Here is a 21,843-nt window from a genome sequence, read left to right on the forward strand (position 1 = left end):
GTGCAGGAGACGCGCCTCGACACTACTCGGATCCGGGCAGCTCGCCGGGTAATCGACCCGATTTTCCTCGACACTCCGCTGTACCGCTGCGAGGCGCTGGAGCCCGGCCTCGGGTGCACGGTGAGCATCAAGCTCGAAACGGCGAACCCGGTGCGCAGTTTCAAGGGCCGCGGCACCGAGGTGGTCGCGAGCCTGCTCGCCGACAATGGCTCGCGAGACGTGGTGTGCGCCAGTGCGGGCAACCTCGGCCAAGCCCTCGCTTGGTCCGGTCGCGGCCGGGGGCTCGACGTGACCGTCGTGGCATCCCGCTTTGCGACTGTGGCCAAGCTTGACCGCATCCGCGCGTTGGGCGCCAGGTTGGAGCTGGTGGACGGCGACCACGAGATGGCTCGCGAGCGGGCGGCGGCCATCGCGCGGTACGACGGCATCCGGCTGGTCGAAGACAGCCTGGACATCGAGACCTGCGAGGGCGCGGCGACCATCGGCCTGGAACTGGTGGACACCGTGCCGTCGTTCGACGCCGTCCTGATTGCTCTCGGCGGCGGGGCGCTGGCCACCGGTGTGGGTCATGTGGTGAAATCCTTGGCGCCCGAAGTAGAGGTGATCTGCGTCCAGCCGCTGGGCGCACCGGCGATGACCCACTCGTGGCGCGGGCGGCGCGTCGTCACCACCGACTCGACCGACACCATTGCTGACGGCGTCGCCGGCCGACGCCCCATCCCGGCCGTCCTGGACGATCTCCTCGTGGTCGCTGACGACGCCGTCCTGGTCCAGGAGGCGTCAATCATCGCCGGTATGCGGATGCTCCTCGACCACGCCGGCCTCGTCGTCGAACCGTCGGCAGCGCTCGGCATCGCGGCAATCCTCGAAGACCGTGCCCGCTTCGCCGGCCGACATGTAGTCACCATCGTGTGCGGCAGCAATGTCGACGTAGACGCCTATCACCGCTGGGTCGGCGGGGCTCCCAGGACTCCCTGACATCGAGTGGTTCACGTCCAAGGCCGGCTCTCAGCGCATCCGACATCGTCAACGTCCCCCAGTGGTACGGCCTTCGCGACCCTCTGCCAAGAACTCGAGGAGTCCGACGACGAGGATGTCGAAAAGGGCGTAGACGCTCTGCGTGCCCCCAGACGCTCCCACTCCGCATTCGTCAGATCTCCGGCCCATGGAACCAGCCCCTCGATCCGGGTCTTACGAATGTGACAACCTGCCGTCATGTCAGCACAGCTCCGAGAACGTGCAGGCCGCCACCCGACGATGCTTGGGCCGTGGAACTGAGCGACGTTGTTCCCGCTCAGTTCCCGACTCGGTGGAATGCTCATGGCCCTGGCTGGTGTGATCACGGCGTCTGAGCCGTTCTGGATGGCTCCGGTCACCGTGTTGAGGCCGCGGTCCTTCAAGAAGCTGCTGACGGTGCTGCGGCGCCATGGCGCCGCCACGGTCCGCAAGGGTCGGCTGTCGCAACGACTGCAAGGCGTGGGAGGACTCCGGTGCCAAAGCTGCCGTCGGTCACACGATGACCGTCGCGGATGGCGGCTACCCGCGCACAAGGACTCGAGCCCACACCTGTCCGAAGATTGTTTACAGACAAGCCTTGAGGCTGGGCCGGCTATTTCTTGCCCTGCTCGTCGTTTTCCTTGAAGCAGACGATGAACCAATTTCCGGAGCCTGACTGGGTGAGTGAGCCGGTCGTGCCGGGGACATCGGAGCAGGAGAAGGTATCGACGACTCCGTCCTTGTCCATCTTCAGGACCTTGTAGTCGGCGTGCGGGTCAGTGCAGTCGAGCTTCTTGGTCTTCGCTTCATTGGTTCTGCCAGTCGACATCGGGGCTTGCTGTCAACGGGCGCGGGGGCAGGGCCCGCAGCAGCGGGAGCCCACGCGCTCCCGCCCATCAGTTGCCAAGTCACCGACCAGCGCTACCTTTACCCCGACACCAGATCAAGCCGAGCGCCCCGCGGACACGGAGACCGGGACGAGCAGCTCGACCCACCTGCAGGTGTACGACCACAGGGCAGCAGATGCTGCCCCGTCCGCAGCACAGCCACCCTCGTGCAGTCGGCTCACACCACCAGGCAAGCGCTGCGTACAACGACGCCACTACGGCTCTTCGAACCTGGTGTCATCCGGATCGCCAACAGGTCGTAGTTGCCAACTGAGGCGGACATTCAGGGCCAACTGCCGCAGCCCTAGCAGACGTTCTTGAGCGGTACCCGGAGTCGGCGCTCGCCGCGTTGGCGACCGGCAGGTCGAACTGCCTGGCAGTTGCGGTGCCGGATCGGCCGAGCACGCGCTGGTCTGATCACATGGCGGGTGGACATTGCCTGTTCACTTGGCTGATCATGGTCTGATGTCGCTCCATGCGTATGAGGCCGATCTGTTCGAGGGTTCCCGAGGCCGGCTGGAGGCGATCGCCTATCGGCTGCTCGGTTCGGCCGGTGATGCCGAGGACGCGGTGCAGGACACGTATCTGCGCTGGCATGCCGCGGACCGGGAATTGATCGAGACGCCCGAGGCGTGGCTGACGAAGGTGCTCACCAACCTCTGCCTCAATCAGCTCACTTCGGCGCGGGTCCGGCGGGAGACTTATGTGGGGCAGTGGCTCCCGGAGCCGGTGCTGGCCGGAGACCCGATGCTCGGGCCGGCCGACACCGTCGAACAGCGCGAGTCGGTCTCCCTCGCGATGCTCACCCTCATGGAGCGGCTGTCGCCCAATGAGCGCGCGGTGTACGTACTACGCGAGGCGTTCGGCTACCCGCACCGCGATATCGCGGAGATCCTCGACCTCACCGAGGCGAACTGCCAGCAGATCCACCGGCGTGCCAAGCAGCACCTCACCGCCGAGCGGGCCCGCACCGAGGTCGACGCGGACGCCGCGCGCAAGGCGGTCGAGGAGTTCCTCGCCGCAGCCCTCAGCGGCGACACCGAACCGCTGATCCGGCTGCTGACCGCAGACGCGGTCAGCGTCGCCGACGGCGGCGCCAAGGTCCAGGCCCGCAGGACCCCGGTCATCGGCGCGCTCGGGATCGCGCGCTACCTGCGGGGGCTGTTCCGGCCCGGCGCCGACAAGCGGGCCGCGGTCGGTGGCAGCGCGGCGGTGCACGCCGCCGTCGTCAACGGCGGCCCCGCGCTGCTGATCACGGCCGGCGAGCGCGTCGTCGGCGTGATGTGCCTCCACACGACCCCTGACGGCGTCGGGGCGCTCCATATCCAGGTCAACCCCGACAAACTGGAACGCTTCACCAGCAGGTGGGCGGCCGCGGGTGCCCACCGTCCGCTCACGGAGATCTGGTGACCCACGTCACAGGTGATACCTGTCAGGGATCGCGTGGCTGTCCGGTTCAGGAGGTGAGTCCAACCGGATAGGGAGCGAACCATGAAGCACCGCATTGTCGTCCTCGGGGCCGGATACGCCGGAGCCATCACCGCCGGTCGCCTCGCCAAGCGGCTGCACCGCGACGACGTCGAGATCACCCTCGTCAACGGCGACGCCGAGTTCGTCGAGCGCATACGTCTGCACCAGCTCGCCAGCGGGCAGGACCTGCCGAGTCGTCTGCTCCGCGACGTCTACGCGGGCACCGGTGTGCGGGTCCGGCAGGCATGGGTCACCGCGGTCGACGCGGACCGCAAGACCGTCGAGGTCGCAGGCGGGCAGGGCGCCGAGACCCTCGACTACGACACCCTCGTGTACGCCCTGGGGAGCACCGGCACTGACCACGGCGTCCCCGGTGTCGCCGAGTACGCCCACAGCGTCGCCGGGAAGCAGGACGCGCTGCGACTGCGGGCGCGCCTGGGCGAGTTGGCGCGGGGCGGGACCGTGCTGGTCGCGGGCGGCGGCCTGACCGGCATCGAGGCGGCCGCCGAGATCGCGGAGGCACGCCCGGACCTCAAGGTCACCATCGCCGCCCGCGACGGCGTCGGCGACTGGCTCAGCGACAAGGCCCAGCGTCACCTGCGCGACGTCTTCGACCGGCTCGGCATCACGGTCCACGAGCGGGCCGACATCACGCGCGTCCGGGCGACCGGGGTAGTCACCGGTGCGGCCGGGGAGATCCCGGCCCAAGTGACCGTGTGGACAGCGGGCTTCACCGTGCACCCGATCGCGGCCGCCAGCACCCTGAAGGTGTCCGACACCGGGCGGATCGTCGTCGACGGCACCATGCGCTCGGTCTCGCACCCCCATGTGTACGCCGTCGGCGACGCCGCGTGGGCCGAAGGGGCGGGCGGCAAGCCGTTGCGGATGTCCTGCGCCACGGCGACTCCGATGGCTTGGCAGGCCGCCGACGCCCTCGCCGCCCGCCTGACCGGCCGCAAGGTTCCCGAGGCCCCCATCGGCTACAACGCCCAGTGCGTCAGCCTCGGACGCCGCGCGGGAATCCTCCAACGTGTGACCGCCGACGACCAGATGACGTCGAGCGTCTTCACGGGTCGGGCCGGCGCCCGCATCAAGGAGCTCATCTGCGCGGGCGCGGCCTGGAGCGTCTCGCACCCGACCATGATGCTGCCGAGCCGCCGCCGCCACCTCGCGGTGGCCGTCGAAACGGATTCCCGACCCGTCACCCTGTGAGAGGCCGGTCGCTGCGCGGCGTCGAACGCGACCGGGTTGGATGGCAGGCCGACTGGATCGGATGGCAAGGGACATCGGCCCCTGATGTCCCTTGCCGAAAGATTTGGCCCCGCCACAAGTGACCTGGCCCGATTCGCCTGTGATCGCAGGTGACCTGGTTCGCCAGTCGTCTCGTGACACTGAATCTTGTTCGAGAGCCCCGAAGGCTGATCAGCGGGGAGCACATGTCGCCGCGTCGTTCTGGCATTCATCCTCTGGCCTTGGCGACCCCCAAGCCGTCCATGTAGTCGCGGACCCGCGTGATCAGCCCGTTGTGGACGTGGAGTATCAGGAGACCGGGGACGGTGAAGGTGGTGGGGCTCGTCGGCAGAGTTCCCACCACGACGTGCTCGGCGATGATCACTTCCGGATCGGCAGTCTCGTATGCCGCGATCTTCCTGATCTCCTCCACCTGGGCGGGGCTGGCGCCCCAGGCCGCCCGGTATCCCGCACGCACGGCCTCGCGCCCCTCGTAGCGCGGGGGGAAACCGGGAGAGGTGAACGGGAACTCGTGCACCGCGTCCGCGGCATACAGATCGGCGAGATCGTCTGCGGACTTGTCGAGCATGGCCTGGTAGTAGCAGGCCAGCATCTCGCAAGGGGTGCGGACAGCAGGTGTCTCCAGATCCGACACAGGGGTCACTCCGTTCGCTCAACAGTTGTTGACTCAATATCCGTAGGCCCAGCTGGAAGTTCGGTGGCGGAGCGAGCCGGGCCGAGGTTTCCCACGGCAGGCGAGTGGGGCGACTGCAGGATGGCACCGGGCACTGACATCGTTCCCCGGACAGCCGTGTGGCCTGGCCTCGTCGCGGGAGAAGGCCGAGCCACAGTCCGGCAGTTCGTGCACGACGCGGTGTCGTGCACGCCGTCACGCCGGGAATGACTTGTAGCCTGCCACGCCGCACGGTGTCGCGGGGTGAGTTGAGGATGACCGGGGTCAGGCTTCGACGCAGGCGACCAGTACGAGGGCACCGCGCGCGGTCAGGACGTACACGGCGCGGACCCGGTCCGGCTGGGGTGTCGCAGCCATGGCGAGAGGCAGGGAGGACCGTGTGCCATCCCAGGTTTTCGAGTTCCGGGATGAAATGAGGAAGGGTGCTCGTCGGGGTCAGTGGGCTTTGACCTCGTCGATGTCCAGGCCGCGGTCGACGCCGTGGGGGACGACGCTCTGCCCAGGCTCGAGATGCAGGCGCGTGCCGTCGAGAGAGACCTCGACCTTGTCCGCTTCGAATGACACTAGGTCGCTGATCCGGTCGACCTCCTGATAGGCGTTGGTGTACGACCAAGCGGCGTGACGCGCCGCGCCGATGTCGTAGTAGTTGCACAGGCCCTTGTAGGGGCAGAAGGTCTGGCCGTCGACGGGGTGCAGCTGGGTCTGGTCGATGTCGGCGCGCGGGACGTACCAGCGCGGGGCGAATCCGGACTCGAAGAGCACGAGGGGGTGCTCGGAGCGGGCGATGAGGGTGTCGCCGAGGCGGACTTCCAGGGTGCGGGAGGTGTTGCGGATGTCGATGCGGTGGTACGGGTCCGCGGCGTGTCCCAGGATGCGTTCGTCCTCCTCGTAGAAGGCGTCCATCGCCCGCCAGGCGAAGGCGATGCGGCCCTGGAGGTCGGCGGCGTACCCGGGCAACGCGGCGAACTCCCAGGCGGCGCGTTCGGTGGTGCGCTCTCCGGCGTGCACGGCGTACCAGGCGGTGTCGCCGAGGTCCTTGTGGTGGGTGACCTTGCTACTCGGGATCAGGGACTGCTCGTCGACGTCCTCGCGAGGGAAGTAGGCGACGGGGTACCGGCCCGGCTCGTGGAGCAGGATCACGTTCTCGCTGTCCGCGATCCAGCTGCCGTTGAACTTCACGCGCATGCGGCGGCGCAGCCGCTCGGCGAACAGGAGGCGTTCGGGGAGCGGTTCGGGGGTGAGGAAGTGTCCGATCGCGCCGGCGGAGAGAGGGCCTTGCTGCCAGGACAGTCCCATGGCGGATTCCTTCCGGGTGCAGGTGGTGCAGGTGGTGCGGGTGGTGCGGGTGGACGCACCCCTGACGGGGCGGTTGTTGTGGACGGTCGGGGCGTGACGGCGCAGCGGGAGACGTGGGCCTCGGGCCGACGGAAGCAGGTCCGGACGGCCTTGCCCTTGCCGGTGAGGGCCCGCACTCCCCAGTCGTTGCAGAGCTCCTGGACGATGCGTATACCTCGCCCGGCTTCCCCGCTCAGTGCGGCAGGCGGGATGCGCACGCGGAAGTAGAACGCACTGTCGTGGACTGCGACGTAGAGGCAGTGTGAGTGCCGGATGAGGCGGACCAGGTTGGTGCAGCCGTCCGGGCTTCCGTGCTGTACGGCACGGCCGGCCAGTTCCGAGACACAGGCCCGGATATCGCCGCCGCGTTGGCACCCGCCCCAGCTGTCGAGGGCCTGCATCGCGAAGCCTCGGGCGGCGCGCCCGGTCTGCGGACTGGCCCTGAAGGTGTGTTGGGCGGGGTGTCGCATGGTGGGTCCTTTGCCGGCTGCGGCGGGAGAGGGCTATGCGATCCGCCGCCGTCACAGCCGCCCCGACGCCCTGTGCATCAGGCGAGGACACGGGCCAGGAAGTCGCGGATGTGCTCGGTGATGGTCCCGAGATGGCTCTCCAGGGCGAAGTGCCCGGACTCGATCAGGTGGATCTCCGCGTCGGGCAGGTCCTGGGCGAACGCCTCCGCGCCCGCGGGGCCGAAGATCTCGTCGTTCGCGCCCCAGACCGCCAGCAGCGGGACCTGGGAGTCGCGGAAGTACCCATGGACCTGCGGATAGAGGTCTACGTTGGTGGGGTAGTCGCGGAAGAGCTGAAGCTGGATCTCGTCGTTGCCGGGGCGGTCCAGCAGTGCCTGGTCGTGGACCCAGTTGTCGGGGCTGATCAGGCTGGGGTCGGCGACACCGTTCACGTATTGCCAGCGGGTGATCTCGGGGGTCAGGGCGCCGCGCATGGGGCCTTCGGTGTCCGGTCCCGGGGCCTGGGCGTAGGCAAAGACGCCGTCCCAGAAGGGCTTGACGAAGCCCTCTTCGTAGGCGTTGCCGTTCTGGGTGATGATCGCGGTGATGCGGTCCGGGGACTGGAGGGCGAGCCGCCAGCCGATGGGAGCGCCGTAGTCCTGCACGTACATCGCGAAGCGGTCGATGCCCAACTGCTGCAGCAGGCCGGAGGTGACCTCGGTGAGGGCGTCGAAGGTGTACGGGAAGTCCTGCAGGGCGGGCATCGCGGACTGGCCGAACCCGATGTGGTCGGGGGCGATCACGTGGTAGCGGTCGGCGAGTGCCGGGATCAGGTGCCGGAACATGTGCGAGCTGGTCGGGAAGCCGTGCAGGAGCACGACTACGGGTGCCTGGGGGTTGCCGGCCTCCCGGTAGAAGACCTCAAGCCCGTTGACTGTGGCGGTGCGGTGGTGGACTGCGGAGACCATGTTCCTAACCTCTCTACCTAGCTTCACTGGTTATATGTAGAGTCGAGCACTCGGAGCCTAACCTGTCAAGATGCTTTTATGGGTTAGGTTGAGGTTGTGTGCGGGGTGCAGCCGCGCCGGGGCGGCGGAACGTCGGCCCGTCATAAGCCTCCGCCCGTGAACGGTCATGAGCCAGCGCACCGCCCACCTCGAGCCCGCTCAGGGAGTCGATGTCCGCTCGCGTCGGCTCGGCTCCGTGGACAGTCGTGGCGGAACGGCTTGAGGTGTCCGGGCCGGCCTGGCGCGGGCGCGAGCGGCGGTCCGGCGGCTACGCAGTGAGCGCGCATGTATAACCTGCCAGGTGAACCAATTCGGTTAGGAGGTGCGCTGGTGACCGACCAAGAGCAGCAAGACACACTGCTGGAGCTCCTCAACGGCACGCCGGTGGTCAATGGCGTCGTCCAGGACCAGCTGGCAGATCCGGAAGAGGCCAGATCCTGGCAGCAGGCCCACGGCGGCAGCGGAAGCGCGGACGAGCTGCGCAGCCTCGTGCAGGCACGCGATGCCCTTCAGGACGTGGTGCGCGGCAGCAGGCCCGCCACGTCGCTGGCCCCGCTCCTGAAAGACGTCACCTCGCGCCCGCACCTCACGCCTGAAGGAGTGTCGTGGGTCCTGGACGCCCCCGCGGAGCGTCGGATGGCGGTGGAAACGGTCATGGCGTGGAGTGCGGTGCAGCAGACAATGCCCGGACGGCTACGACCGTGTGCCAACCCGGAATGCCGGCGGTTCCTCATCGACCGCAGCAAGACCAACAAGGCCCGCTGGTGCTCGATGGCCGTCTGCGGCAACCGTATGAAGGCACGGCGCCACTATCAGCGCACCCGCGACGCCGCGGCCGAATAACACCTCCATCAGGCGTTCGGTGCCGGTGAACAAACCATCGCTCACCGGCACGATGGCGACCTCGAGCACGTACGCCATGTGATCAATCTGGTGCAGCACGACGCAGCCTCGCCACCTTGCGAGCACGCACGACACGAATGATCCGCCCAGCAACAACGAATGGACATGGCTTTCCGGGCCGGTCCCTCCGTTCGAAGGATCTCAGCGAATGCACCAGGATTCGTGATCACGGAATCGCGGCGGCGCCGACACGAGAACTAGGATCGGCCCTACCGCAGAGATCACAGCGCCATGATGGGCTGCCCGAGCCGGCCACCCCGCAGGAGGTCCGCAATGGCGACGCTGCTGTCCGTCAACACAGGTATGCCCAAGGACGTGTCCTGGCAGGGCAGGACGGTCCACACCGGAGCCTGGAAGGCCCCCGTCCAAGGCCCCCGCATGGTCCGGCGGCTGAACGTCGAGGGAGACGGTCAAGGAGACCTGGCTGGGCACGGCGGCGAGATTCGAGCCGTCCTCGTCTACCAGCTGCAGTCCTACCAGTACTGGCAGAAGCGCCTCGGCCGCGACGACCTGACCTTCGGGATCTTCGGGGAGAACTTCACCGTCGACGGCCTGCTCGACGACGAAGTATGCATCGGTGACCGGTACCGCATCGGCGAAGCCGAATTCGAAGTCACCCAGCCCCGCGTCACCTGCTATCGCGTCGGCATGCGTCTGGGCGAACCCACCATGGCCTCCCTCCTGGTCGCCCACCACCGCCCCGGCTTCTATCTGCGCGTGATCGACGAAGGACGCGTCCAGGCCGGCGATGAAATCACCTTGACCCGCAAGGGCCCCGAAGAACTCAGCGTCGCCGACACCGACGCACTGCTCTACCTTCCCGACCGCGACCCCGCCAAGCTGCGCAGAGCACTGAACATCCCCGCACTCAGCCCCGGCTGGCAGCAGTCCTTCCGTGAACTCGCCGCCGCCCAGCAGCCCCAACAGGAACCGGGATGGCCAGGCGAACGCGCCAGCACCCAGCAACCCAGAGAAGAACCGGGCTGGCCCGGCTTCAAGATCATGCGGGTCGCCCGCGTCGTCCCCGAGACCCCCACCATCTCGTCGATCTACCTCACCACCACCGACGGCACCCCCCTACCCGAGGCACGCCCGGGCCAGTACCTCTCCATCCGCCTCAGCGTCGGCGAAGCCGCCCCCGCAGTGCGCAGTTACTCCCTGTCCTGCGCGCCCACAGCCGGCACCTACCGCATCAGCGTCAAGCACGAGCCCCACGGGAAAGTCAGCAGCTACATCCATGCCACGCTCCGCCCCGGTGACCTCGTGGACATCGCCAGCCCCCGCGGAACCTTCGTACTCGAAGAAGGCACCCGCCCGATCGTCCTCCTCTCCGCAGGGATCGGTGCCACTCCCGTGCTCGCCATGCTCCACCAACTCGCCGCCACACGAGACCCACGCCCCATCTGGTGGATCCACACCGCCCACGACCGCACCCACCACGCCTTCGCGGAAGAGGCCAAGGCGCTCCTGGCCCAACTCCCCAACGCCCACGAGCACATCTACTACACCGCCGAAAACCCACATCCCGACGAGCCCCACATCAGCCAGGGCCGCCTGACCGCCCGATCACTCAGCGCGACGGGCATCCCCGCGGACGCTGACGCCTACCTCTGCGGACCACCCGCCTTCATGGACGACCTCGGCGGCTTCCTGCGCGATCATGGTCTGCGCCCCGAGCAGATCCATACGGAACAGTTCAACGCGCTCCCCGCCATCAACCCCGGCGTCACACCCACCGCCGCGATCCGGCCGCACCAACCATCCGGTCCCACGGGCACCGGCCCCCTCATCACCTTCGCCCGCAGCGGCATCACCGCTCCATGGTCACCCGCTCACACATCTCTCCTGGATTTCGCCGAAGCCTGCGACGTCCCCACCCGCTGGTCCTGCCGCACCGGCGTCTGCCACACCTGCATCACCCACCTCGTTGCAGGCGACATCACCTACACCACCCCACCCCTCGAACTCCCCGAGCCCGGCACCATCCTCGTCTGTTGCAGCCAACCGACCACCGAAGTCGTCCTCGACCTCTGATCGGCCGTCAACGGCCTGTCTGCGGAGAGCAGATGAACCGCTGGGACCGCTTCCACTACGTCCGCATCGCCGTCATCATCGCCGCCTTCCCCCTGCTGGTCGCCGCCCTCGCCTGAGCCCGCGGGCCGAGACGGTACAGGTGGCGCGCACTCCTTACTCCGCGGGCGGTAGCGGGCCGCCGAAATCCCGCTGCCTCCGTGAGGCGCGCCAGTTGGTCTTCGACCTGTTGAGCACCCCCGACGGGGTGAGTCACGTGTACCGAAAGACGCTGGGACTGTTCACCCACTACGACCTCGGCAACAAGCAGCCGCTCGTCGGCCGCACCGCCCCCGACTTCCGCTTCGAGGACGGCACCCGCCTGGGCAACCTCAAGACAATGTCCAGCGAGGACGGGCTGGAGCAGACGCTTGCCTTCTTCAACAGCGGCCCGACCGACCGCCCACGTCGCACAGTCGTCAGACGTGAACATGCGGCTCGGCTGGGTGACCCGCCGGGGTCGGCTTCGGGCTGCTGGGTACGTGTGAGGCCCCGGCGTATCGTGCGGGGCCTCACACGGCGAGATCACAGGGGAGCCCCTGCCAGGCCACGTCCTGAAGCGGGTCGACGCGGGCTTGTGACGGCCCCGGTGCCGGCTCAGTGTCCGACGCGGGGTTACGAGCTTGGTCGACGGCTTCGTCGATGGCGCGGATCTGGGTGGGGGAGGTGGCGAGGCAAGTGTGGAGGGGCCCTCGGTCGCGTCGGCGGATACTGGGCGGGTGGGGGAGTGCTGAGGGCGGGATGGGGCTGCACGGTCTGGGAGTTGAGCAGCAGCCGGCAGCGCGCACGCTGCCCGTCCAGATGTGCCGGGGTCGCGAAGTCGCCGCGGACGTCGCCCGTGCAGTCGGGTCTACGGAGCGGTGCGCGCGGCCTTGGCTCGCTCACGCACCTGGTCCGGATAGCGCTCCGTGAAGCGGACCGCAAGGATCAGCAGGACCACCGGGATGATCCAGTTGAACCAGTCGGCACCGGACGTCGTGTGCACTGCGACCAGTCCGAGTACGGCCATGGCGACGAAGACGCCGCCCCAGACAAGGGTGAGTACCCGGTTCACGTGCCGGAAGAGGGGAGTGCCCCAGACCTCCCGGGGTGTGGACTCCCGAGCGTACTGCTCGGTGAACGGCACGAATGCCAGCGATCCCAGGGCCACCACCGCGATGACCGAACTGGCCAGCACCTGGGCGTACGTCTCCAGCCAGAGCATGTCCTTGCGGTCGAGAAGGAGTGCCAGCACGGCGATGACGCCGAAGAAGAGGATGCCCGCGACCTCCAGTGCCTTGAAGGAACCCCGGCGCAGATCCGACAGGTTCAGCACCACTGCGGCGACGAGGGCCGCCAGCGCGGCGTACTCCCAGGTACTGGGAGACGCGACGACGTAGAAGATGATCCACGGGGCGAACGCGAATAGCAGATTCCCGGTCCGACGCCCGGAATTCGCTGTCTCCACCGTGCACCTCCGGTGTCCGGCCCGAAGCGGCACGGTGCCGCCTCTCCATGGTGATACCGAGCCGCGGCGCCCGCACCATCTCACCCACGCGTTGCAGCAGGTCCGCTCCGGCGATTGAATGGAAGATCAGAACGGCACCCGAACAGGTGCGAACATGCCCTGTCGAGGGAGGCCGCCGTGGCCACGCATGCCCCGCAGACGTTCGACTCGGCCCGCGTTCTCCACTCTTCCGGCCGGTTCACCCCGGTCGCCGTGGAAGTGGACGAGACCGGGCTGCAGACGACGGGGGACGGGCGGCAACTGGTGGGTTGAGCTGCGCGACGTCGAAGGGACGGTCAGCGGGGTCGGCGGAGCCGACGCCGGATCTCCCTGACCTCCTGCGATGTCGGCGCTGTCCAGCTGGTCTCTTCATCGCCGGCGCCGGCCAGCGCTTCCCAGGAGTGGTGGACGCGGGTGCCGTGATCGCGAAGCCATCTGATCTTGCGATGCCGCAGCTCTCACTCTTGGTCCCGGGCATGCCCCTTGCGCTGACGTTGGTGCAATTCAACGCCGTTTCCTGGAACCGAAGTTGCTGAGACGGAACCCGGACATTCACAGGATCATTTCAGGATCGACCCGGCTCTAGTGTCATCGGTGTCAGCAGGAAACACCGCAACCGACAGCCGCTGGAGATCATGATGCGTTCGCGTCTCGCCGCCCGTTCCGCCCGTCTCGTCCTGGCCGCCGCGGCCGTGACGGCCCTCGCCGCCACCACCAGCGCCTGCGACAACGACGACGCCGCGGACGCCGGCAGCTCCGCGGCCCCCTCCGCCGTCGCCTCCGCCGGCAGCGCCGACAGCGACAACTCCTCCAGCGACAGCACCTCCACCAGCGGCTCCTCCACCGGCGGCTCCAGCTCCAGTGGTTCCAACTCCAGCGGCTCCACGGACAAGACCGACTCCGACGACGGCAATAAGGGCGGCTACGGGCAGTCCTGCGGTACCAACGACCTGGACTTCACGGTCACCTCGGAGTCCCAGGCCGGCGGCTACTACCTCGTCACCGCCAAAGCCAAGTCCGGCATCACCTGCTACCTGGATGTCAACACACCCAGCGTGTCCTTCGGCTCCGGTGCCGACGGCGTCGCGTCTCCCGTCGGACAGGGTGGCGAAGACCCCATCAAGCTCACCGGCTCCGCCATCGCGTACACCGGTATCAGCCCCAAGACCACCAACAGCGACGACGGCAAGGAATTCGAGAACGTCATCATCGCCACCACCGACGACGACCCCAACCCCGCCGAACTCAAGCTCCCCGACACCGCCAACGTCGACAAGCCCATCGTCACCAACTGGTCCACCAACCGCGCCGAGACCGTCCCCGTCATCGTCTGACGGACCGGACCGGACCGGAGCGGGACCGTCGACTCGCGCTCTGCACGAGGACGTCCGTCGACACGGTCATCCCCGATCACACTCAGGTGGCCGAACGCTCCTGGTCGTGGATCATGAGGGCCCAGCGCCACTGCCGGGACCACGAGAGACTGTCACGGGTCAGCGAGGCACCGATCGCATGGGCGGCGATCACGATGATGACCCGCCGCCCTGCCCGTTGAAATTCACAGATCCCCAACACCCGCAAGCGTCCCGTCAGGCCGGCAGCAGCATCCTCATCTGTACAGGCAGCCTGACCCCCGCGTGGAGGCCACCGTCAGCGGGGCTATCGGCGCAGGGAGTGGAATTCTGCGTGGGTGGGATGGGGCGTGGCGCGGGAGATGATGTCGAACCCGGCTCGTTCCAGCATGCCTTCCATGATCCAGACGTGTGTAGAGAACTCCTCGCGGATGTGGGCTTCGAAGCCGGCGCTGGTGAAGTCTGCTCCTTTGGGGCGGTCGGCAGTGTCGATCCATCGCCGCAAGTGTGTTTCGGCGGCGGCCGGCTCAAAACTGAAGATGACGTCCCACACGTAGAAGGTGCCGCCGGGGCGGAGTATCCCGGCTGCGTTGAGGAGTGTCGGCTGTTTCCGGAATCGCCGCCGTCGGCATGCGCGAGGCAGTCGACGACCTGCCCCACGGCCTCGAGACCCTGCTCGCCGGGGAAGTCTTCGGCGGCGCCGAGCTCTCCGGTGGGTTGTGGCAGCGCCTGGCCTGCTCCCGCGCGATCTACCGACGCCCTGAACTGCTCATTCTCGATGAACCGACGTCCCAGATGGACGCCCGTGGCGAGCACCAGATCGATGCAGGGCGTGTCTGCGGGCACCTTGAGCTCCTCAAAAGACACGGGTTCGATGACATGGCGTGGTGTAGTCATGAAGTGCCTTGCGCAGGATCTCCGCCATCTGCCTCTGCGTCAGCTAGCGGTGCTCCCAGGCGGAACAGCTGGCGATCTTCTCAAAGAGGACCCTGTCCGGGATTGCGGGCAGATCGCCGAAGAGTGGGCGGTTGTCGCCGGCGCCATCGCCGAGCCGGGCGTGAAGTCGGCCGCCGTCCGCCGGAGCGGGTGAACATCACCCGTCAAGACCACCGGCTGAGTCGGCTGCAGTCAACTACCCGGACTGAAGTCCTGGGCTTGCTGCTCGGGTTCACCGATGGCTTCGGTAGTCCCGGCTGCGTCCAGCTCTCACTCTGGTGGTGTCGCGGGTCAGGCGATGAGGGTGAGGGCAGGGGCATGTGACTCTGCCCCGCGGACCCACACATACCAGCCTCGGTGGCTGATGTTGTGGGACGCATTGCGGTCGGCGTGCTCAGCGAAGCCGCACGACCGGCAGGTGAAGACGGCCTGGGAAGGCCGATTGGCTTTGGCGATGTGATGGCAGCGGGAGCATTCCCGGCTGGTGTACGCCGGATCGATATGGACCACCGGGACTCCGGCCCGTTTCGCCTTGTAGGCAATAAAGGCGCCGAGCTGGTGGAACGACCAGGAGTGCAACGTGGTGCGCTGGGGCTTCCTCAGCCGGACCCGCTCACGAATCCCGCCCAGGTCTTCCAGGGCGATTCCGCGACCGGTGCGTTGAGCCTCCGCCACGATGCGCTTGCTGATCTTGTGGTTGATGTCGCGGGCCCGCCGGGCTTCCTTGCCCGCGTGCTTCTTCGCCCGTCGTTTCGCGGACTTGGTGCCCTTCTTCTGCAGCTTGGAGCGCAGCGTGCGGTCGGCTTCGCGGCGCCGGTTGAGGCGGCGTCCGCTGTGCCGCTTCCCGGTGGAGGTGGTGGCGATGTTCACGATCCCCAGGTCCACCCCGACAAACCCCACCGGGTGGGTGTTCGGTTCTGCCTCGGCGATCTCGCAGGTCACCAGCAGGTACCACTGCCCGCGCTGGCACAGCAGATCGGACTCGCCCTGCCGGTGCGCGGCCACCACCGCCAACTGCCCGGCCTCGCCGGTGAACGTGACGTGTTTCATCCGCCCCGACACCGTCCAGATCGACACCGTCCGCTGTTCGTGCTGCCAGGACAGCATCCGGTCGTCGTTGGGCTGCGCCGCGTCCGGGCGGAAGGTGAGCGGTTTGCCTGCGGCCTTGTCGTACCGCTTGGAGCCGGGCTTGCCGTAGTTCCCGTTGCGGAGGTTGGCGCGCAGCGTGGTGTAGGCGTCGCAGGTCTTCTTGATCGCGTGCTGGGCGGCCTGAGCGCCCAGACCCCACCGGGTCTTGATCTGCTGGTAGGTGTGCTTGCGCAGGGCCAAGGGGTTCATCGCCTTCGTGGTGAAGGCGACATCGGCGGTCCAGGTGGCAGCCTCATTGCAGGCGTGCAGGGTCGCCTCAAGTGCCGCCGCCTGTACGGGCGTCGGCAGGAGCTTGACCCGCACTACCAGCTTCACAGCACCGAACGTACACACCCGTACGAGGAGTCACCATGCGTTCCCCTGGTCTCACCCGAATGGGCGACGCAGCCCTGCTGCGCTCTCTCCCCACCGGACGCGATTCCTCCCAGGTGTGACCGCCGCCCTGAGCTCCTCGCAAGACCAGGCTGAAGACGACACTCCGTGGTCGCACGCCGAACCCGCACTTGCGTCCGTACCAGCACAACCCTGCGGGCCTTTCGGGTGTCCCACAGGTGAACTCCACACCTCGGACACCTCGGACCTCTTGGAGCCCACGTGCGCACACGGATACGGAAGTACGCCACAGCAGCCACCCTTGTCGCTGCGGCTGCTGTCGGGCTGCCCTTCCCGGCCTCGGCCTCTGTTCCCGCGCAGACCGACGGCGACTTCAACGGCGACGGGTATGCGGACCTCGCTGTCGGCGTACCCGACGGCTCGGTCGGCGGTAAGGCGAGAGCGGGCTACGTCAACATCGTCTGGGGCGGCCCGAAGGGGATCGGCGGTCACGGCAGCATCCGCATCAGCCAGGCCACCCCGGAGGTTCCCGGGACACCGGAGACGGGCGACCGCTTCGGGGGCTCCGTGGCTCTCGTGGACACCAGCGGCGACGGCATCGCGGAACTCCTAGTCGGCGCCCCCGGCGAGGACGTCACCGGCCGTGGCACGGACGCGGGCTCGGTCACCGCGGTGGGCGGGGCAAGGGGCGGTCCGGGTCCGGGCTCCGTCGTCCTCAACGGCCCGTCGGCGTCGGCGGCGTTCGGCCTGGCGGTCGCCGCGGCCGATCTGACCGGCGACGGCAACAAGGAGATCGTGATCGGCGGCACGGACAAGGTCGTCGCTCGTGTCGCCCAGGGCGAAGACAGCATGGTCACCACCGTCGTCACCGCCCCCATGGGAGGTCACGCCCCCATCCTCGCCACCGGCGACTTCACCGAGGACGGCACGGCGGACCTCGCGGTCGGGTACTGGACGAAGACCCCGTTCACCCAGTCCCACGTACGCCTGTGGACCTGGGACGCGACCGAGCAGGCCATGGCCAACACCTGGAACACCGACAACGCCGGCGTCTCCGCCCTCGCCGCGGGCGACTTCGACGGCGACGGCCACGACGACCTGGCCCTCGGCGAGTGCCGTGAGATCGCCGACGAGAACATCGACGACCCGTGCGGCCCCGAGGAGCTGGCCAAGGGCGGCGGCATCCACGTCCACTACGGAAACGCAACGCCCGGCAGCTTCGGGTTCCGCCGGCAGACCCTCAACCAGGACACGGTCGGAGTGGCGGGCGTCGCGGAGACCGGTGACCACTTCGGCGCCGCCCTTGCCGTCGCCGACGTCGACAACGACGGTCGCGACGACCTGATCGCCGGCGCTCCCGGCGAGGCGATCGGTACCCGCTCGGGCGCGGGCGCCGCGACCCTCCTGTTCGGCGGCCCGACCGGCCTCCTCGACGCTGGGGGCGAAGGCCACTCCATCGGGTTCCAGCAGGACACCCCGCGCGTGCCGGGTGTCGCGGAAGCCGCCGACGCGTTCGGTGCCGCCGTCGCCACCGGCGACTACGACCACGACGGCAGGGCGGACGTGGCAGTCGGCTCTCCGGGCGAGAACGCCGCCTCGGGCGGCGTGTGGCTGCTGCCCCGGGCGAGCGCCAACGGCTCCTCCGCGTTCACGCCCGCCGAGCTGGGCCTGCCCTCCCCGTCGAGCGCACTCGCGTACGGCAGGTATCTCGGCGGTCAGTGATGTCCACCGGTCCCGTCCGGAGGCCGGTTGCTCGCCGTCATCGGCGGGTCGACCGGCGCCGGTCGCGGTTCACTGTCGACGAGCCAGTGATGTGCGGTCCGAAGCCAGTTCTTCAATGCCATTCCGGAGGGCATGCTGTCGACAGTGGGTGAACTGGTGTGTGCGTGCGGGCGTATCCGGGTGCGTGCGGGTGTATCCGGGTGTGGCCGGCCGGTGGGTGGGGAACGGCTGTCGGGTCCAGAGCAGCAGTAGATGCCACTCACCTGGAGGTCCGCATGACCCTCGGTTCCGACGCGCGGCAATGTCCATTCGACTTTGCCGAGGCCCTCGAGTTCGATCCGGTGCTCAGACACCTCATGAACGAGGGACCTGTCTCCCGGATCCGGCTGCCCTTCGGCGAGGGCACGGCATGGCTCGTCACCGGTTATGACGACGTCCGGACGGTGACCACCGACCGGCGTTTCAGCCGTCATGCTGTCGCCGGCCGTGACTTCCCGCGCATGACACCCGAGCCGATCGTCCAGTCCGAGGCGATCAATCTCATGGACCCCCCGGCCGGCAGCCGCCTGCGCAGCCTTGTGTCGAAGGGCTTCGCCCCGGCTCACATCGAGCGGATGAGGCTGCGCACTCAGAACGTCGTCGACGAGCTGCTCGACCAGATGGCGGGCCACGGTACACCCGCCGACATCATGGAGCACCTTGCCGGACCACTGCCTCTGATCACGATCTGTGAGGTTCTGGAGATCCCCGAGGCGGACCATGCACAGCTGCGCGCCCACGCCCGGACGATGATGGATGTCGGGGTCGGAAACCGGGACGCCGCGGTACGGGCGAAGGCCGAGTTGCGCGCCTACTTTGCGACACTGACCGCGCAGCGCCGCAAGAATCCCGGTGACGACCTGATCAGTGTGCTGGCGACGGCCCGTGACGGCGACGAGGTCCTCAACGATGAGGAGTTGGCCGTCATGGCCATGGTCCTGCTGATCACAGGGCAGGATACGACGACGTACGAGATCGGCAACCTGACCTACCTGTTGCTCACCCGGCCCGATCTGCTCGCGACCGTGCGCGAGCGCCCCGAGTTGCTGCCCGGGGCGATCAACGAACTGCTGCGCTTCATCCCCTTCCGCAAGGGGGTCGGTATCCCCCGGGTGGCCATGGAAGACGTGGTCCTGAGCGGGGTGGAAATTCAGGCGGGCGACATCGTGCACGTCTCCTACCTGACCGCAAACCGCGATCCACGTAAGTTCGACCACCCCGACGAGGTGGACCTGGGGCGTTCCGGGCCGCCTCACATGACCTTCGGTTGGGGCGCCCATCACTGCCTGGGCGCACCACTCGCCGCCGCGGAAATCGAAATCGCCCTCGGAACGCTCTTTGAGCGCTTCCCTCGCCTCGCGCTGGCGAAGCCCGCCGAAGAACTGCAATGGAACGCGACATCGATCTGGCGCTATCCACTCGCGTTGCCCGTCACCTGGTGACAGGCCGGCACATGACCGCAGGACCGAGCGGGGACACCTCTCGCGCGTAACACTGCGCGCCCCGCTCGGCGCGACCGCGAGCATGAGCGGACCCAGGGGACAGTGGCCCCACTCGGTCGTCCGCAGCCGACCAGGACGGCGGCTTCACCCTGCTCACGCCGACTGCGGGGAGCAGCGGTCCGACGTGCGGCGGTGATCCATCTGGCGTACGTTGGACTGCGCTGGCCACCTCCAGCGGCGGCGACTCTGTCAGGCCTTGCCGCCCGGCCGGGACGCATTTTGTGACGGTCCGGTCGACCGTGTTCCCCTCAGGTATTCCACGTGCGCGCCGTCTTTGAGCGCCCGGGGCAGCAGGGGCTCCCTTCCAAGCGCTGAACCGCAGGACCGGCCCCGGCTGCGCCCGGGGCCACCAACTGCAAGGAGTCACTCCCATGGCAGTTCTGTGCAAGCCGGCAATCGCGATACCCGAACACGTCATCACCAATGAGGAAACCCTCGAACTCGCGCGGAGGCTGCACCACGACCATCCGCAACTCGACCTGGCGCTGAGCCTGATCGAGAACACCGGGGTCCAGAAGCGGCATCTGATCCAGCCCATCGATGTGGTCCTCAAACATCCGGGACTGGATGCGCGCAGCACCATCTACGAAAGGGAGTCCAAGGCCCGCGTCCCGCAGGTCGTTCAGCGTGCACTGGACCAGGCTCAACTCGAGCCCCCGGACATCGACTTGATCATCTACGTGTCCTGCACCGGCTTCATGATGCCCTCGCTGACCGCGTGGCTCATCAACACCATGGGCTTCAAACCGCAGACACGACAGCTGCCCATCGCCCAACTCGGTTGCGCTGCGGGCGGAGCGGCCGTGAACCGGGCGCACGACTTCTGCACGGCATACCCCGACGCCAATGTCCTGATCGTGGCCTGCGAGTTCTGCTCACTGTGCTATCAGCCGGACGACATCGGTGTGGGATCGCTGCTCTCCAACGGTCTGTTCGGTGACGGCATCGCCTCCGTTGTCGTCCGGGGTAACGGCGGCACCGGAATGCGCCTGGAGCGCAATGGCTCGTACCTCATACCCCACACCGAGGACTGGATCTCCTACGCCGTCCGCTCGACCGGTTTCCACTTCCAGCTCGACAAGCGGGTACCGAAGACGATGGAGCCCCTCAGCCCCGCGTTGCGCGCGCTGGCGGAAGAGCACCAATGGAACGTCGGCAAACTGGACTTCTACATCGTCCACGCCGGAGGGCCACGCATCCTGGACGACCTGAGCCGCTGCCTCGACATACCGCCCGAGGCGTTCCGCTTCAGTCGGGCCACACTCACCGAGTACGGAAACATCGCCAGCGCAGTCGTCCTCGACGCCCTCGACCGCATGTTTGACGAGCAGTCGGCACTCGAGGGCCACCAAGGCCTGATAGCCGGTTTCGGTCCCGGCATCACCGCCGAGATCGCCCTGGGCACCTGGGCAACGGACAGTTAGGGCATCGTTGCCTGACCCCTCAGTCAAGGGGCACACGGAGGCGCTGGACCCGCGGTGCACCTGGTCGGCAGCCTGCCGACCAGGTGCACCGCGGCCGTCCCTGGAAACCGAGATTGAGGGTGCCCTGGTCGGCCGTTGTCGCCGGCTACCGGACTTCACAGATGCGCCTCGGCGGCGTCGAGATTCCCCGCGCGTCGGGGCGCCGAGTGCCAGGCCGAGTTCGGCCGTCTGCTCCGCCGGCCGGTTGCCCTGCTCGATCGCGAGCCGCAGCGCACGCCGGTGGAACTCTCCCCGCTCGTGGCAACAGGCCGGGATCGGCGCGCAGGCGGCTCAGCTCGTCGGGGTGACGCAGCAGGGTGAGCACGCCATTGGCGATCAGATTGACCGTGGTCTCGTGTCCGGCGAGGAACAACAGGACGGCGGTGGACGCCAGTTCCACTTCGGTGAGCTGCAAGGCGGGGTCCGGTTCGTTGACGAAGTCGGAGAGCATATCGCCGGTGGGCCGGCCACGACCTGCTCGGCGAGGCCGACCAGGTACTGGCCCAGCTCCTGCCGGGCCTGACGGGACGCCCGGTCCCTTTCGGTGGTGTCACTGACGGGCCCGATGTCTGCACCCGCGATGATCGCGGCGGTCCATGCGTGGAACAGATGCTCGTCCTCGGGCGGGACGCCGAGCAGGCGGCAGATCAGGTGATGGGCAGCGGGCAGATCGAAGTCGGCGACGACATCGATCTGCCGGCCCTCCTGGAAATCTTCCGCCAGACCCTTCGTGAGCTGGACGATCTCGCCGCGCAAGGCAGCGACCCGGCCCGGGCTGTGCGGCGGACCGAACGGTCGCATGGCCGCGTTGCGCAGCCAC

At 67.9% G+C, this 21,843-nt stretch carries 18 protein-coding genes and 4 pseudogenes; 13 read left to right on the forward strand and 9 right to left on the reverse strand.

The features are described from left to right. The gene (locus tag OG574_RS44700; protein WP_326777932.1) at nucleotides 1-978 is read left to right on the forward strand and encodes a threonine ammonia-lyase; all 978 of its coding nucleotides are present in this window, start codon (nucleotides 1-3) and stop codon (nucleotides 976-978) included. Nucleotides 979-1,453: 475 nt separating this feature from the next. Next, nucleotides 1,454-1,549 (forward strand): annotated as a pseudogene (locus tag OG574_RS52905) (IS5/IS1182 family transposase); the annotation flags it as partial. A 60-nt stretch (nucleotides 1,550-1,609) separates the two neighbouring features. Here OG574_RS52905 and OG574_RS44710 read toward each other — a convergent pair. Continuing rightward, nucleotides 1,610-1,825: an LppU/SCO3897 family protein gene (locus tag OG574_RS44710; protein WP_326777933.1), complete on the reverse strand. Its 216-nt coding sequence runs from the start codon at nucleotides 1,823-1,825 to the stop codon at nucleotides 1,610-1,612. Nucleotides 1,826-2,348: 523 nt separating this feature from the next. Here OG574_RS44710 and OG574_RS44715 point away from each other — a divergent pair. Then, on the forward strand, nucleotides 2,349-3,293 hold the full coding sequence (locus OG574_RS44715) for an RNA polymerase sigma-70 factor (protein WP_326777934.1): 945 nt from the start codon (nucleotides 2,349-2,351) through the stop codon (nucleotides 3,291-3,293). Nucleotides 3,294-3,374: 81 nt separating this feature from the next. Continuing rightward, on the forward strand, nucleotides 3,375-4,565 hold the full coding sequence (locus OG574_RS44720; protein ID WP_326777935.1) for an NAD(P)/FAD-dependent oxidoreductase: 1,191 nt from the start codon (nucleotides 3,375-3,377) through the stop codon (nucleotides 4,563-4,565). A gap of 247 nt (nucleotides 4,566-4,812) precedes the next feature. Here OG574_RS44720 and OG574_RS44725 read toward each other — a convergent pair whose 3' ends face one another. The 4 genes and pseudogenes from OG574_RS44725 to OG574_RS44740 all read right to left on the reverse strand — a co-directional run bounded on the left by OG574_RS44725 (nucleotide 4,813) and on the right by OG574_RS44740 (nucleotide 8,029). Continuing rightward, nucleotides 4,813-5,238 carry a nuclear transport factor 2 family protein gene (locus OG574_RS44725; RefSeq protein ID WP_326777936.1) on the reverse strand — a complete coding sequence of 142 codons (426 nt, stop codon included), beginning with the start codon at nucleotides 5,236-5,238 and terminating at the stop codon, nucleotides 4,813-4,815. 474 nt (nucleotides 5,239-5,712) lie between these two features. Next, nucleotides 5,713-6,573 carry a DUF427 domain-containing protein gene (locus tag OG574_RS44730; RefSeq protein ID WP_326777937.1) on the reverse strand — a complete coding sequence of 287 codons (861 nt, stop codon included), beginning with the start codon at nucleotides 6,571-6,573 and terminating at the stop codon, nucleotides 5,713-5,715. Between the two features lie 152 nt (nucleotides 6,574-6,725). Continuing rightward, a pseudogene (locus tag OG574_RS44735) lies at nucleotides 6,726-7,082 on the reverse strand (ATP-binding protein); the annotation flags it as partial. A gap of 77 nt (nucleotides 7,083-7,159) precedes the next feature. Continuing rightward, on the reverse strand, nucleotides 7,160-8,029 hold the full coding sequence (locus OG574_RS44740; RefSeq protein WP_326777938.1) for an alpha/beta fold hydrolase: 870 nt from the start codon (nucleotides 8,027-8,029) through the stop codon (nucleotides 7,160-7,162). Nucleotides 8,030-8,398: 369 nt separating this feature from the next. Between OG574_RS44740 and OG574_RS44745 the strand changes: the two genes are divergently transcribed. The 3 genes and pseudogenes from OG574_RS44745 to OG574_RS44755 form a co-directional block, all read left to right on the forward strand. Further along, nucleotides 8,399-8,911, forward strand: coding sequence for a CGNR zinc finger domain-containing protein (locus OG574_RS44745; RefSeq protein ID WP_442816899.1), 513 nt, complete (start codon nucleotides 8,399-8,401; stop codon nucleotides 8,909-8,911). A 333-nt stretch (nucleotides 8,912-9,244) separates the two neighbouring features. Next, nucleotides 9,245-11,005, forward strand: a complete 1,761-nt coding sequence (locus OG574_RS44750) for an MOSC and FAD-binding oxidoreductase domain-containing protein (protein ID WP_326777939.1) — start codon at nucleotides 9,245-9,247, stop codon at nucleotides 11,003-11,005. Nucleotides 11,006-11,031: 26 nt separating this feature from the next. Next, nucleotides 11,032-11,121: pseudogene (locus OG574_RS44755) on the forward strand (DUF1772 domain-containing protein); the annotation flags it as partial. Nucleotides 11,122-11,891: 770 nt separating this feature from the next. Here the strand turns inward: OG574_RS44755 and OG574_RS44760 are convergent. After that, entirely contained in the window at nucleotides 11,892-12,488 is a 597-nt protein-coding gene (locus tag OG574_RS44760; RefSeq protein WP_326777940.1) for a hypothetical protein, read from the reverse strand. Between the two features lie 177 nt (nucleotides 12,489-12,665). Between OG574_RS44760 and OG574_RS44765 the strand changes: the two genes are divergently transcribed. Continuing rightward, a complete protein-coding gene (locus tag OG574_RS44765; protein WP_326777941.1) occupies nucleotides 12,666-12,800 on the forward strand; it encodes a hypothetical protein in 135 nt (44 codons plus the stop codon). Between the two features lie 365 nt (nucleotides 12,801-13,165). Beyond that, on the forward strand, nucleotides 13,166-13,861 hold the full coding sequence (locus OG574_RS44770) for a DUF4232 domain-containing protein (protein ID WP_326778816.1): 696 nt from the start codon (nucleotides 13,166-13,168) through the stop codon (nucleotides 13,859-13,861). Between the two features lie 325 nt (nucleotides 13,862-14,186). Here the strand turns inward: OG574_RS44770 and OG574_RS44780 are convergent, their stop codons facing one another. After that, on the reverse strand, nucleotides 14,187-14,432 hold the full coding sequence (locus OG574_RS44780) for a hypothetical protein (protein ID WP_326777942.1): 246 nt from the start codon (nucleotides 14,430-14,432) through the stop codon (nucleotides 14,187-14,189). Between the two features lie 62 nt (nucleotides 14,433-14,494). On the opposite strand from OG574_RS44780, the pseudogene OG574_RS44785 reads away from it, so the two are divergent. Further along, nucleotides 14,495-14,701, forward strand: a pseudogene (locus OG574_RS44785) (ATP-binding cassette domain-containing protein); the annotation flags it as partial. Between the two features lie 405 nt (nucleotides 14,702-15,106). Here the strand turns inward: OG574_RS44785 and OG574_RS44790 are convergent. Beyond that, the gene (locus OG574_RS44790; protein ID WP_326777943.1) at nucleotides 15,107-16,279 is read right to left on the reverse strand and encodes an RNA-guided endonuclease InsQ/TnpB family protein; all 1,173 of its coding nucleotides are present in this window, start codon (nucleotides 16,277-16,279) and stop codon (nucleotides 15,107-15,109) included. A gap of 279 nt (nucleotides 16,280-16,558) precedes the next feature. On the opposite strand from OG574_RS44790, the gene OG574_RS44795 reads away from it, so the two are divergent. The 3 genes from OG574_RS44795 to OG574_RS44805 all read left to right on the forward strand — a co-directional run bounded on the left by OG574_RS44795 (nucleotide 16,559) and on the right by OG574_RS44805 (nucleotide 20,984). Next, on the forward strand, nucleotides 16,559-18,019 hold the full coding sequence (locus tag OG574_RS44795) for an FG-GAP repeat protein (RefSeq protein ID WP_326777944.1): 1,461 nt from the start codon (nucleotides 16,559-16,561) through the stop codon (nucleotides 18,017-18,019). A gap of 275 nt (nucleotides 18,020-18,294) precedes the next feature. Next, a complete protein-coding gene (locus tag OG574_RS44800; RefSeq protein WP_326777945.1) occupies nucleotides 18,295-19,500 on the forward strand; it encodes a cytochrome P450 in 1,206 nt (401 codons plus the stop codon). Between the two features lie 431 nt (nucleotides 19,501-19,931). Beyond that, complete coding sequence (locus tag OG574_RS44805; protein WP_326777946.1) at nucleotides 19,932-20,984, forward strand: type III polyketide synthase; 1,053 nt, start codon at nucleotides 19,932-19,934, stop codon at nucleotides 20,982-20,984. 375 nt (nucleotides 20,985-21,359) lie between these two features. Here OG574_RS44805 and OG574_RS44810 read toward each other — a convergent pair whose 3' ends face one another. Further along, the gene (locus tag OG574_RS44810; RefSeq protein WP_326777947.1) at nucleotides 21,360-21,824 is read right to left on the reverse strand and encodes a hypothetical protein; all 465 of its coding nucleotides are present in this window, start codon (nucleotides 21,822-21,824) and stop codon (nucleotides 21,360-21,362) included. Between the last annotated feature and the right edge of the window lie 19 nt (nucleotides 21,825-21,843).

It is taken from the genome of Streptomyces sp. NBC_01445 (assembly GCF_035918235.1).
GTDB lineage: Bacteria > Actinomycetota > Actinomycetes > Streptomycetales > Streptomycetaceae > Streptomyces.